The organism is Paenibacillus sp. PK4536 (assembly GCF_028594455.2).
GTDB classification, from domain to species: Bacteria; Bacillota; Bacilli; order Paenibacillales; family Paenibacillaceae; genus Saccharibacillus; species Saccharibacillus nuruki.
Window position 1 is genome coordinate 4386541 of the sequence record NZ_CP126313.1, and the last position, 12381, is coordinate 4398921.

General features: G+C 40.3%; 11 protein-coding genes and 1 riboswitch. Of the genes, 4 read left to right on the top strand and 7 right to left on the bottom strand.

Annotated features, from left to right (window positions below; genetic code table 11):
• Positions 1-21: 21 nt before the first annotated feature.
• On the bottom strand, positions 22-2655 hold the full coding sequence (locus tag PO903_RS19485; protein ID WP_273594340.1) for a beta-mannosidase: 2634 nt from the start codon (positions 2653-2655) through the stop codon (positions 22-24).
• Between the two features lie 340 nt (positions 2656-2995).
• Here PO903_RS19485 and PO903_RS19490 point away from each other — a divergent pair, with 340 nt between their 5' ends.
• The 3 genes from PO903_RS19490 to PO903_RS19500 all read left to right on the top strand — a co-directional run bounded on the left by PO903_RS19490 (position 2996) and on the right by PO903_RS19500 (position 6047).
• Complete coding sequence (locus PO903_RS19490) at positions 2996-3946, top strand: iron-hydroxamate ABC transporter substrate-binding protein (protein ID WP_273594341.1); 951 nt, start codon at positions 2996-2998, stop codon at positions 3944-3946.
• 77 nt (positions 3947-4023) lie between these two features.
• On the top strand, positions 4024-5040 hold the full coding sequence (locus PO903_RS19495; RefSeq protein WP_273594342.1) for a FecCD family ABC transporter permease: 1017 nt from the start codon (positions 4024-4026) through the stop codon (positions 5038-5040).
• Positions 5037-6047 carry a FecCD family ABC transporter permease gene (locus tag PO903_RS19500; RefSeq protein WP_273594343.1) on the top strand — a complete coding sequence of 337 codons (1011 nt, stop codon included), beginning with the start codon at positions 5037-5039 and terminating at the stop codon, positions 6045-6047. Before PO903_RS19495 ends, PO903_RS19500 begins: the two co-directional genes overlap by 4 nt.
• A gap of 112 nt (positions 6048-6159) precedes the next feature.
• On the opposite strand, the gene scpB is transcribed toward PO903_RS19500, so the two are convergent.
• The 6 genes from scpB to ribD all read right to left on the bottom strand — a co-directional run bounded on the left by scpB (position 6160) and on the right by ribD (position 11086).
• Positions 6160-6897, bottom strand: a complete 738-nt coding sequence (gene scpB, locus PO903_RS19505) for an SMC-Scp complex subunit ScpB (RefSeq protein ID WP_137220646.1) — start codon at positions 6895-6897, stop codon at positions 6160-6162.
• Entirely contained in the window at positions 6866-7660 is a 795-nt protein-coding gene (locus PO903_RS19510; RefSeq protein ID WP_069327888.1) for a segregation and condensation protein A, read from the bottom strand. Before PO903_RS19510 ends, scpB begins: the two co-directional genes overlap by 32 nt.
• Before the next feature lie 143 nt (positions 7661-7803).
• Positions 7804-8271 (bottom strand): 6,7-dimethyl-8-ribityllumazine synthase, encoded by a 468-nt coding sequence (gene ribH / locus PO903_RS19515; protein ID WP_069327887.1) that lies wholly within the window; start codon positions 8269-8271, stop codon positions 7804-7806.
• A 24-nt stretch (positions 8272-8295) separates the two neighbouring features.
• Positions 8296-8937: a 3,4-dihydroxy-2-butanone-4-phosphate synthase gene (gene ribB, locus PO903_RS19520; protein WP_273594344.1), complete on the bottom strand. Its 642-nt coding sequence runs from the start codon at positions 8935-8937 to the stop codon at positions 8296-8298.
• A gap of 334 nt (positions 8938-9271) precedes the next feature.
• Entirely contained in the window at positions 9272-9943 is a 672-nt protein-coding gene (gene ribE, locus PO903_RS19525; RefSeq protein ID WP_137220648.1) for a riboflavin synthase, read from the bottom strand.
• 42 nt (positions 9944-9985) lie between these two features.
• Positions 9986-11086: a bifunctional diaminohydroxyphosphoribosylaminopyrimidine deaminase/5-amino-6-(5-phosphoribosylamino)uracil reductase RibD gene (gene ribD / locus PO903_RS19530; RefSeq protein WP_273594345.1), complete on the bottom strand. Its 1101-nt coding sequence runs from the start codon at positions 11084-11086 to the stop codon at positions 9986-9988.
• Positions 11087-11548: 462 nt separating this feature from the next.
• Positions 11549-11709, bottom strand: a riboswitch (FMN riboswitch).
• A gap of 447 nt (positions 11710-12156) precedes the next feature.
• On the opposite strand from ribD, the gene PO903_RS19535 reads away from it, so the two are divergent.
• Positions 12157-12327 (top strand): hypothetical protein, encoded by a 171-nt coding sequence (locus PO903_RS19535; RefSeq protein WP_273594346.1) that lies wholly within the window; start codon positions 12157-12159, stop codon positions 12325-12327.
• Positions 12328-12381 lie beyond the last annotated feature (54 nt).

Here is a 12381-nt window from a genome sequence, read left to right on the forward strand (position 1 = left end):
TCAATCCATATAGATCGCTTCTTATGAAAGATGAATAAAATCTGCCATCGATTGAATCTTCAAACCTTCTGGCTTAGCAGGAACAAAATGAGGTAAATGAGGTACAGGTTTCTGCACAATATTAGACTCCACATGGCTATGAGCGGCTTCTTCCACTTCTTGTAGTGTCTGTAACTTCTTGAATTGAACAGTCTTCGTCACGCCAGGAATCAGATCAAAGAAGTTATCACTAAAGATTCCTTCATTTTCGCTAGATAACCAGACCTGACGTGCTAATACATCAGTAGTCAATTGATAGGCAACCACACCATCGACTTCTGTTTCTACGATCTGAAGATGTGGCTGTTGCAATGATAGCTCAGGCGCAGACACAAAGTAAGCGATCTCTGCATGAATCAATTGATCTTCATGCTCCAATTCGGCTACCAGTATCGCTTCAGCTGGATGAACATCTCCAAGTAACTGTTCTGTCGTCACAGACAATACTTTGATCGCTTCTCCACCTGCAAGTGTAAGAGATTGCGGCATTTCTTTGTACAACGTTCCATCCAGTCCAAGTACTTTCACGCGTACAGTGAGTGACTTGGGTGCAATCAGATCCGAAACTAGATGAATATCAACTTTGCCTGAGACCGATTGATCAATCGAGATCAAAATATCTTCAAAGCTACGTTTGGCATAATATTGAACTGCTTTCCAGCGACCATAGTAATCCATACTTGACCATGATGCTACAGGCCAGCAATCATTCATTTGCCAGTATAATGTTCCCATGCAATAAGGTTTACGACGACGATGAGCTTCAATCGCTGTTTTCATCGCTTCGGCTTGCAGAACTTGACTCATATATAAGAAGGAAGGGAATTCTTTAGGTGCTGGTAAATATTTATCCATATATTCTTTGATTAGTCGATTACCTGCACCATTTTTCTGATGACGTAGCATTACTTCAGATTCCAATTCCAAATCTGATTCTTCAGCATACGTACGAACAGACTTGTACTCTGGGAACGATTGAAAACCGTACTCACTCATAAAGCGTCCAATATACGTATTGTACCGCTCAAATGGTTCGCTGTTATGCCATACTCCCCAATAATGAATATCTCCAGAATCTGTAATACCATGGGTATGCTGTTTTTCGTTATTTGTCACTGCAACTATAGGTGAAGAAGGCCAATACGAGATCCCTGGATGTTCGGTTTGCACGACTTCTGGTAATAACTCATGGAACAGTGCTTCATAATCTGCCCAGATTTGAGTACGTTGTTCTGCATTATAATCTTTTTTCCAACCCCAACCGCCATCTTCAACATATTGAGACCAAGCAGAATCAATCTCATTATTACCACACCAAAGCACAATACTTGGATGATTGCGTAGACGACGAATATTATCTTCTGCTTCCGCTTGCACACTATCTAAGAACTCTTCATCCCCCGGGTACATACTACAAGCAAACATAAAGTCTTGCCATACCAGAATACCGTACTCATCACAGAGGTCATAAAACTCATCATTTTCATAAATACCGCCGCCCCATACACGCAGCATATTCATATTCGATTCCACAGCAGTCACAATCTCATGACGATAGCGCTCTAATGTCACTCGTGGTGAAAAGCTGTCATTTGGAATATGGTTAGCTCCTTTGGCAAATACCGGTACACCGTTCAGTTCAAAATAAAACGAAGTTCCTGGATAATCAGGATGTGGTTCGGTAACCAGACGAATAGCGCGAATACCTGTGCGTTCTGATTTGACAGCTAGTGTCTGATTCTGCTCTAACACTTCCACTGTAAACGTATACAGATAAGCATCGCCGAGTCCTCTAGACCACCACAATTTAGGATTATTTAACGTTAAAGGAATCTGTACAGCATCTGTGCCTTCAGCCAAAGTTACAATCTGCTCCCAATTTTGTCCGTCAGCATAGACACGCAAATTAACCTGACGTTCTTGTTCGGAATAAATTTGCACAACTGCTGTTAGATCGGCAGATTCAGCATGCACTTGATTTTGACGAATATATACATTTTCGATACGCACATCTGACCATGCCACTAATTCGGCTTCACGCCAGATTCCACTCGTAACAAAACGTGGACCCCAATCCCATCCATAATGATAAGGCGCTTTACGAGCAAAAACGCTAACTCTTTTGTCTCCTAGCTCGCCGACTTCAGATTGATCATTGGTTGCCGGTAATCCGTAACCTAAAGCTTCAAGCTTCGGTAAGTCTTCCATAATCGGGGAACGGAAATGAATACGAATATGATTGGCACCTAATTGGATGTAAGGCTTCACATCTGCACGCCATGTACGGAACATATTATCGGCTGACAATACATGTTGTTCATTTACATATACTTCTGCATAAGTGTCCAGACCTGCAAAAACAAGTTCAATATGCGAATGATTCATCACATTTTCTTCCACATCAATTGTTGTTATGTACTCCCAGTCCTTTTTATCAATCCATTGCACGTCTTTCTCATTGGTACCATAAAAAGGGTTCGAAATTTTACCATTATCTAATAAATCAGTATGCACTGTCCCTGGCACAGTAGCTGGTAACCACTCTGATTCATCGATAGCTTTGAAAGTCCATTGCTTTAACGATTGACGAAATTGTAGCGCTTGCAAATTAGTCATAAGACAAATTCATCCTTCCAATATTAGGTTATGAGTACACCTTACTACGACTAGATTTAAGAAGCAAATCGGCTGATATGCTATAACGTCTATGTTGCGGTATTTCATTACTAAATACGGCAGTTTGCAATAGAATACACCGTTTTGCTATTTTATATACTAGCTTATCCAATCTATTTGGCTATCTGTATTTCATCTGTAGTATTTACCATATTTAAGCGTTATTTTAGGATCATAATTAAAATAAATATTGACAAAAAAAACGCTTGGATTTAAAGTTTGAGAGTCATTGTATGATAATGATTATCAATTTCATTCTATCTAAAAGGGGAATTAACGTATGAAAAAATTGTTGTTACCATTAATGATGGTGATTGTGTTGGTATTAAGCGCATGTGGTAATGCGTCGGAAAAGCAGGCAACTACAGGCAATACAAGTTCTTCAGAAACAAACATTTCTACTCCAGCAGCTACAGGTACCATTACATATCAATCTGAGACAGGCCCTGTAGAAGTTCCAGCTAACCCACAACGTGTTATTGCTTTAGCAGGTTATGCAGGCAACTTGATTGCTCTTGGTGTTCCACTGGTTGGTGTGGATTCATGGACCAAAGCTGATCCTAACTTTGCAGAACAATTAAAAGATGTCGCTGAAGTATCAGATGAAAATATAGAAAAAATGATTGAACTCAAACCTGATTTGATTATTGCTGCAAGCGATACTAAAAACATGGATAAATTAAAAAAAATTGCTCCAGTTGTTGCTTATACGTATAACAAAGTCGATTATTTGAAACAGGTTGAAGAAATCGCTAAAGCGGTGAACCAAGCAGATAAAGGCGCTGCATGGATCGCTGATTTTAAAGAACGTGCACAAAAAGCAGGTACAGAAATCAAAGCTAAAATTGGTGATGATGCTACTGTAACCGTGATGGAAGGCGATTCCAAGCAACTCTATATATTCGGTAGTGCTTGGGGACGTGGTACTGAGATCATTTATCAAGCAATGGGTCTCAAAATGCCTGATAAAGTGAAAGAAATGACCTCTGAAAAAGGATATTATGATCTATCGCTTGAAGTATTACCTGAATATCTAGGCGATTATGTATTCTATAGTAAAGACCCGAGCGTAGATGCTTCATTCCAGAATACAGATACGTACAAAAATATTCCAGCGGTTAAAAACAAACATGTATTTGAAGTCGATGCACGTGGATTCTATTTCAATGATGCGGCATCTTTAGATTATCAGTTAGACTTTATTACGAAATCGTTGCTAGGTCAGTCTTAAATTTAAATTACAAATGAAAAGAAGGGGCGCCTAGCGTTCCTTCTTTTCTAAATACAGAGAAGGAAACGATCCGTATAATGAAAAATGATATGACTGCAAAACATTTCCGTTCTTTTCTTATCAAATTGGTACTGATGATATTGTTATTTGTTGTTGTGTTCGTCATCGCTATTATGGTGGGTGCTAAAAGTATTTCACTATCTGATATCTGGAATGCGATATTTCATCCTCAAGTGACCGGTGGAGATATCTCTATTATTCGTGAACTTCGTCTTCCACGCGAAGTTGCAGGTGTCTTGGTAGGAGCAGCACTTGCTGTGGCTGGAGCGATTATGCAAGGATTAACTCGTAATCCTTTGGCTGATCCCGGGTTGCTTGGATTAAGTTCCGGTGCGAATGCAGCACTTGCTATTGCTTTAGTTTTTTTACCTTCGATTGGATATTTTGGTATTATGATCGCTTGTTTTATCGGAGCAGCGGTAGGTATGCTTCTCGTATTTGGATTAACCGCTATTCGTAAACGCAACATGTCACCGCTACGTATGGTGCTAGCAGGAGCAGCCGTTTCAGCTTTATTATCTGCTGTGGCTGAAGGAGTTAGTCTACAATTCAAAATTTCGAAAAGTGTCACGATGTGGACATCTGGCGGATTGATCGGTACAACATGGGGACAGATTCAAAGTATTACACCTGTTATAGTGATCTGTATTGTGATTGCTATTCTATGTTCAAGACAACTCACTATCCTTAGCTTGAATGAAAGTACTGCTGTGGGATTAGGACTGCAAACGCAACAGATCAAAATGGTGTTGTTTGTATTAATTACATTACTTGCAGGTGCATCCGTCGCATTGGTTGGAAATCTAGCTTTTATCGGGCTAATGATTCCTCATCTGGTACGTATGATTGCAGGTACCGATTATCGAACAATTTTGCCACTATCTGCGATTGCAGGCGCAACATTTATGGTATTTGCAGATACATTTGCACGCATGATCAATGCTCCTTTTGAGACACCATTAGCAGCGATTGTCGCGATTATAGGTCTACCTTTCTTTCTACTGATTGTACGTAAAGGAGTGCGATCATTATGATAAAACAATTACAACCTGCCCGTTACCAAAAAATGATTCTTGTTGTATTCACCGTTGTTATTTTGATTACGATGGTAATAGCTTTGAGTGTTGGGTCTTCTTCGGTATCGTATGATCGGCTGATTCCAACATTGCTTGGACAAGGTACTTTTGTAGATGAGTTTGTACTCTTTTCTATTCGATTACCCCGTATGTTGGTGACTTTACTTGCAGGAATGGCACTGGCTTTGTCTGGTTGTGTATTGCAGGGAGTCACCCGTAATGAACTTGCTGATCCGGGTATTATCGGGATTAATGCAGGAGCAGGTCTAGGGGTTACTGTATTTTTCTTATTTGCACCGCTTGAAGTGGGGACGTTTGTCTACATATTACCTATCGTGGCTTTTTTAGGGGCATTGATTACAGCGTTATTCATTTATCTATTTTCGTATAACCGTGTAGAAGGCATGCAACCGATGAAGTTTATTATTACAGGTGTTGGATTTTCTCTCGCCTTATCCGGTGTAATGATCGTATTGATCTCCTCGGTAGATCGGGTAAAAGTCGATTTTATTTCAAGATGGTTAGCTGGCAATGTATGGGGAACCGATTGGCCGTTTGTCATCGCTCTATTACCGTGGCTGATTATTCTGACTCCCTTTATACTGTATAAATGTCGCTCTCTGAATCTGTTAGCGCTAAATGAAGGTACTGCGATTGGTGCGGGTGTACCGATTCAAAAAGATCGTATTTTACTTATGTTAGCTGCTGTGGCGCTTGCTGCGTCTGCCGTATCTGTAACAGGCGGTATTGCTTTTATTGGACTGATGGCTCCTCATATCGCTAGAGCGCTTGTCGGGCCACGTCATCAATTGTTTGTGCCTGTAGCTATTCTGATCGGTGGATGGTTATTACTGGTTGCAGATACGATCGGTCGCAACCTGTCTGATCCTGATGGGTTGCCCGCGGGGATCGTTGTAGCCTTAATCGGAGCTCCTTATTTTCTGTATTTGCTATTGAAAAAGTAGATCCTAACAAAAAAAAGCAAAAACCATTTCGGATATTCTCGAAATCGTTTTTGCTTTTTTCGTTTATGAGATGATATTGCTCGGATCGTATCCTTTTATGAGGATATACGATTTAGTCTTCGATCGATGTATCTTTGGAAGACGTGGATGATGGTAGTGTAGTCTCTTTTGATGATGATTGCTCTGTACTCGAAATGGATTCTGAAAGAATATCTTCTGCAATTTCAGTTAGTTCTTCACCTAATTCTTCTAACTCTACTATATCTTCACTATGCACTTTCTCTTCCAAACGATCGAATAATAACTGCGTTTCCCCTTCTAAATCATCTGCATTTTCAAAAGCAGACGCATCAGGGAGTTCACGAATATTACCAAGACCAAAGTAATCCAAAAACGATTTGGTTGTACCGTATAAAATAGGTCGTCCAATCGCTTCAGCCCGTCCTGTTTCTTGAATCAAATCTTTGTTCACTAACGTATAGATCGCACGCTCTGATTTGACACCACGAATCTCTTCAATCTCGATACGTGTAATCGGCTGGCGATACGCTACGATAGATAACGTTTCAAGTGCGGCTTGAGATAATGAAGAACGGGAAGGCGAATATGCCAATCGTTCATAATATTCCGCATGGGCACGTATCGTTGATAACTGATACCCTCCTGCAATATTAACGACTTGAATCCCCCGTCTTGCTTTCTTCAGATCAGCTTGCAATTCTTCGATAGCGATCTGTACCGTTTGTACGGGTTGATCGGTTACTTCTGAAATTTGCTTCGCATTCAATCCTTCTTCTCCAGCCAGAAATAACATACCTTCAATAATCGACTTCAATTTCTGGGACTTCATTGTTACTTATTTCACCTCTCCACTCCATCACGATATCGTCAAAAAGCCGGCTTTGGTAGCAGGAAATTTGCTTCATTTTCATTAATTCCAGCACAGCCAAAAAAGTCACCACGATCTCATGACGATACATTTCCTGGTGTAGCAGTTTGGAAAACAACAAGCTTTCTCCTTTACCTAATCCTTGAAAACGGGTAGAGACTTCACGTATCCGATCTTTGACCGAAATCTCATCGCGCTGAATCCTTGTGACTTGTGTACGACGAACGACTTTACGAAGCGCTTTGCGAAAAGCTTCCATCAAGTCTAACGTGTGCAGTCCTTCTACTGGATTCACATCATCTTTCGGCATAAAAGCAGTTAAGTCTTCCGGTTCTTTTGTGAAAATCAGACTACGCTCGGTTTCCATTTCCCGTAAATGCACTGCAATTCCCTTGTACTTACGGTATTCTACCAGCTTGCGTACCAACTCTGCACGCGGGTCCAGATCGTCTTCCTCATAATAATCAAAATCATCCATCTCTATCACAGGCGGACGTGGCAATAGCAACTTGCTTTTGATCGACAATAATGTCGCTGCCATCACTAGAAATTCACTGGTCACTTCAAGTTCCAATTCTTTCATGCTATGAAGATATTCCAGATATTGATCTGTAATTTTGCTGATCGGAATATCCTGGATATTAATTTCGGATTCATCAATTAAATGAAGCAACAAATCGAGCGGCCCTTCAAACGTTTCCAGTTTGTACAGTACAGTCGTCACTGGACCACTCCTCTTAATCAATAGATTCTCATCTCTTATTGTATCTCAATCGCGCACTTTTCACAGTATATATTCAGCAAAAAAAGGGCAAATCCTGTTTCTGCCCTTTTTTTGCTTTCTATTTGATTATTATACAGTACATCTTATTTCATCATTTTCGTTAAATTCGCCATTTCGATAGCTGCATTTGCGGAATCCCAGCCTTTGTTGCCTGCTTTGGTTCCTGCACGTTCAATCGCTTGCTCGATACTTTCAGTCGTTACAATTCCGAAAATAACAGGTACACCTGTTTTTAAATTAATAGCAGATACGCCTTTGGCGACTTCATTACATACATAATCATAATGGGTAGTAGAACCACGAATCACAGTACCCAGTGTAATGACTGCATCGTATTTTCCACTTTCAGCCATCTTTTGTGCAATCAAAGGAATTTCAAATGCTCCTGGCACCCATGCCACATCAATATCATTTTCAGCGGTTCCGTGACGTTTGAGTGCATCCAGTGCTCCGCCTAGAAGTTTGGTCGTAATAAATTCATTAAAACGTCCAACAACAATACCAAATTTAAGATCCTGCGCGATTAAATGTCCTTCAAAAATATTAGCCATAGTGTTCATCCTCTTTTCGATAAATTAGTTAGTATGAAGCGTTGGAGATGTCTGTTCCAAATAGGTAATTAACGCTTGAATGCTGATCAATTTGAGCTGATGTTGTGTTGCGATCTTCTGTAATTCTGGCAAACGTGCCATCGTACCATCGGTATTCATAATTTCACAGATCACACCGGCAGGTGGAGCATCACATAAACGAGCCAAATCAATAGCGGCTTCTGTATGTCCTGCACGTTGCCATACACCGCCTTCACTCGCAATCAATGGAAACATATGACCTGGACGGCGAAAATGAGATGCTGTTGCTTCTGGATCGGTCAGACCGATGACGGTCATGGATCGCTCTTGTGCAGAGATTCCTGTAGATGTACTGATATGATCTACAGATACTGTAAAAGCCGTGCCATGATAATCGGTATTTTGCGCAACCATAGGAATCAGTTCTAGCTCTGTCGCACGCTCACTCGTGATCGGAGCACATACCAGACCACGACCTTCAGTGACCATAAAATTGATGACTTCAGGAGTCGCACGATCAGCTAAAGCGATAAAGTCGCCTTCATTTTCCCGATCTTCATCATCAACTACGATAATCACTTTTCCTTGCTTCAAATCTTCTAACGCTTCTTCGATAGAATGTAAGTGGGTAGATGCATGATTCATTGATATAACCTCCTTTTGAACTCTTTCGCGCTTTTACTGCCAATCGCTTACTGTAAGATATTTTGCTTTGCAAAAATCATTTTTTATTGAACTCTTTCGCGCTTATACTGCCAAGCGCTTACTGTAAGATATTTTGCTTTGCAAAAATCATTTTTTTATTGAACTCTTTCGCGCTTATACTGCCAAGCGCTTACTGTAAGATATTTTGCTTTGCAAAAATCATTTTTTTATTGAACTCTTTCGCGCTTATACTGCCAAGCGCTTACTGTAAGATATTTTGCTTTGCAAAAATCATTTTTTTATTGAACTCTTTCGCGCTTATACTGCCAAGCGCTTACATATATCCATTTTCCTGCAAAAATTGACTGGTGATTGATGGCTTTTTCTGATGGGTTGCATCATTAGCTGTATTCGATTGGTACTGTAATAAATGTTCGACATATTTACCAAGCACATCACATTCAATATTGACCATGTCGCCTGCTTTGCGGTAAGCAAGCACTGTTTCTTTAAGAGTATGAGGAATAATCGAGATTGTAAACGAAGTGCTGGTTACCGATACTACCGTTAAGCTGATTCCATCGACTGTGATTGATCCTTTGGGAATGATATAACGAAATAAATCATGATCTGTCGGTGCAATCTGGAAAATCACAGCATTCTGGTTGCTCTGTATCTGCTCAATATGCGCTGTTCCATCGACATGGCCTTGTACAATATGCCCTCCAAAGCGTCCGTTAGCGATCATCGCCCGCTCTAAATTAATCGGACTGCCTGTCGTCAGTTCTTTAAGACTGGACGACCGATAGGTCTCTGGCATTACGTCTACTGTAAACATCGAACCTGCAATCGTGGTTACTGTTAAGCAGACCCCGTTACATGCTACGCTGTCTCCAATTTGAAGCCCGTCCATAATACGTGATGCGTTAATACCCAATACCATCGTTTCGCCACGTCGTCCATTTTGTCTCAGTGTTCCTATTTCTTCGATCAATCCGGTGAACATAGATAGACATCCTCCTTTCGATAAAGCTGATCTGCTTCAAGGTTATAGATGATGATAACGTGGTAATCCACTGATATAGACATTGTCCTCTAACGTCTCTATTTCGAGTTCATCTAAAGTGACTGCTTGATTCATTTTTTCAAATCCATCAAATGCAAAAGTGGATAATGTACCCCCGATAATTTTGGGAGCAAAAAATAAAGTGATTCGATCGATCAATCCAGCTTCAAGCATCGAACCGTTCAGCGTACCTCCACCTTCTAACAGAATCGAAGATATCTCCAGTTTGCCAAGCTTTTTCATTGCAAAAGGAAGATCCACATACGGGCCGCTACCACAGATAATGACTGTGATTCCACGTTCTTGTAGTTCATGGATACGATCTCGATTCGCTTGATATGTTGTGACAATAATCGTAGGAGCCACTTCCGTATTTAATAACTTAGCGGTATAAGGAATACGAAGTTGCGAGTCAATCACAATTCGAGTCGGCTGAACACCTGTCACTTCTGTACGTGTGGTCAGCTCAGGATCATCAGCCAATACTGTACCAATGCCTACCATAATGCCTTGATGACGATGACGCATCGTATGAACGATCGCACGAGCATCGCTATTGGATATCCATTTACTATCTCCTGTGCGAGAAGCCAGACGACCGTCTAACGTACTAGCTGTTTTGAGCGTTACGAAAGGTAGCCCTGTTGTAATATATTTGTTAAATGTTTCGTTCAGTCGTTCCGATCGCTTAGCCAGTACTCCTGTCACCACTTCAATCCCATGACTGCGTAGCTTTTCGATACCTGAACCAGCTACCTGTGGATTTGGATCTACTGCTGCCACCACAACTCGCTTCACTTTTTCTTTGATCAGACGATCACTACAAGGAGGCGTTTTGCCATAATGACTGCATGGCTCTAGTGTCACATACGCTGTTGCACCTTCTGCTTGATCTCCTGCCATATTGAGCGCATGGACTTCAGCATGTCCGGTTCCACGTTGTAAATGGGCTCCCATCCCTACAATTCTGCCGTCTTTGACGACTACGCAACCGACAACAGGATTGATATCTGTCTGCCCTTGAGCCTTTTCTGCTAAATCTAGCGCTAGTGTCATGTAAAATTCATCATTGATTACGTTCATGATTAAGGGCTCCTTCGATACAATAGGTCTTTCATACCGCACCATGCAATAGATCATCTATACGGTAATGATTTCACATATTCGTATCCTCATATTTAGTTACTATTCATAATTTAATAACTAAATTATAAAGGTTAAAATGATACAATGACAAGCAAAAAGCCCTGTAAACCGGAATAATATCCGAATGTTTACAGGGCTTAACATCTTCATGTATAGGAGTAAGAATGGAATGTGCTTATTTGATGGCGATCGTATGTCTGTAAATGCACAGCACAAAACTGTATATCTACTATCATCTCAGCTTGATCCACTGATCCAATATCAACATATTTTCAATATATAGACTATCATCAGAGACCAAATAAACCTGTTATCCACAGATTATTGCTTCCTGAAAATAGTAAACTATACACTCAAATAAGTGCATCTTAATTCAGAAATCGCTATGCAAGCGACTTCTGTATCCCTCTCCCATCCAGACTATACTGTCGGCTCCGGATTCTCACCAGATCCACCGTCTATGATTATACAACACATAGCCGGGTCACGGACTTAGAGACCTATACAAACTTGATCTCAACACCGCCGGTGGGGAATTGCGCCCCGCCCCGAAGGATAACGTATGAAATTATAATCACGATTTTGCTGTGATGCTGAAATCATATCATCGAAACAATTAAAAATCAAGAAAGCTCCATTTTCACCTTTTTTGTAGAGAGTCATTATGAATATTATTCTTTTGAAAATGACTTATCGCATGACTTGTCTATTACTAATATTGTATAATAAATTGACTTTTTTATAGTTAGATAATGTATGTTGTCGCCCATTGTAAGTTCTTTATTATTCACATAGAAAGGTGCTTGATGATGCTATTTATCCACAAAACGCTTATTCGCAAACTGACTACACCGTACATAGAAGCCAATACGCAGATCTGTTATGCCCAGTCTCAAAGTTTTGCCTCCTATTCTAGTAAAACGATATTGCTCCTAAATCACGATAAGCTAATCATTTTATTTCTTAATTTTTTCTCATCAAAAGTCATACATACCCTAGAGATTCCAGTGACTGATCTACAGGAGCAGAATTATAATACAGGCAGTTTGCTGGATGCTTTATGGTCATTTCAAAGTAACGGTCAACGCTGGCGGTTTCGAATCATCAAAAAAATCTTGTCACTCGGCACCATGCAACAAGACTTTTTAGATTTTTTGCAACACTATATTATTCGTTAATCCAATATAAAAAAATACCTATGCATAAGCTCTGTCCAAAAAAGCAGATCATGT

Coding starts and splice junctions, on each gene's coding strand:
- ribH (WP_069327887.1), bottom strand. CDS start 8,271: ATGGCTAATATTTTTGAAGGACATTTAATCGCGCAGGATCTTAAATTT.
- PO903_RS19500 (WP_273594343.1), top strand. CDS start 5,037: ATGATAAAACAATTACAACCTGCCCGTTACCAAAAAATGATTCTTGTT.
- scpB (WP_137220646.1), bottom strand. CDS start 6,897: ATGAAGTCCCAGAAATTGAAGTCGATTATTGAAGGTATGTTATTTCTG.
- ribD (WP_273594345.1), bottom strand. CDS start 11,086: ATGAACGTAATCAATGATGAATTTTACATGACACTAGCGCTAGATTTA.
- PO903_RS19485 (WP_273594340.1), bottom strand. CDS start 2,655: ATGACTAATTTGCAAGCGCTACAATTTCGTCAATCGTTAAAGCAATGG.
- PO903_RS19495 (WP_273594342.1), top strand. CDS start 4,024: ATGAAAAATGATATGACTGCAAAACATTTCCGTTCTTTTCTTATCAAA.
- ribB (WP_273594344.1), bottom strand. CDS start 8,937: ATGAATCATGCATCTACCCACTTACATTCTATCGAAGAAGCGTTAGAA.
- PO903_RS19490 (WP_273594341.1), top strand. CDS start 2,996: ATGAAAAAATTGTTGTTACCATTAATGATGGTGATTGTGTTGGTATTA.
- ribE (WP_137220648.1), bottom strand. CDS start 9,943: ATGTTCACCGGATTGATCGAAGAAATAGGAACACTGAGACAAAATGGA.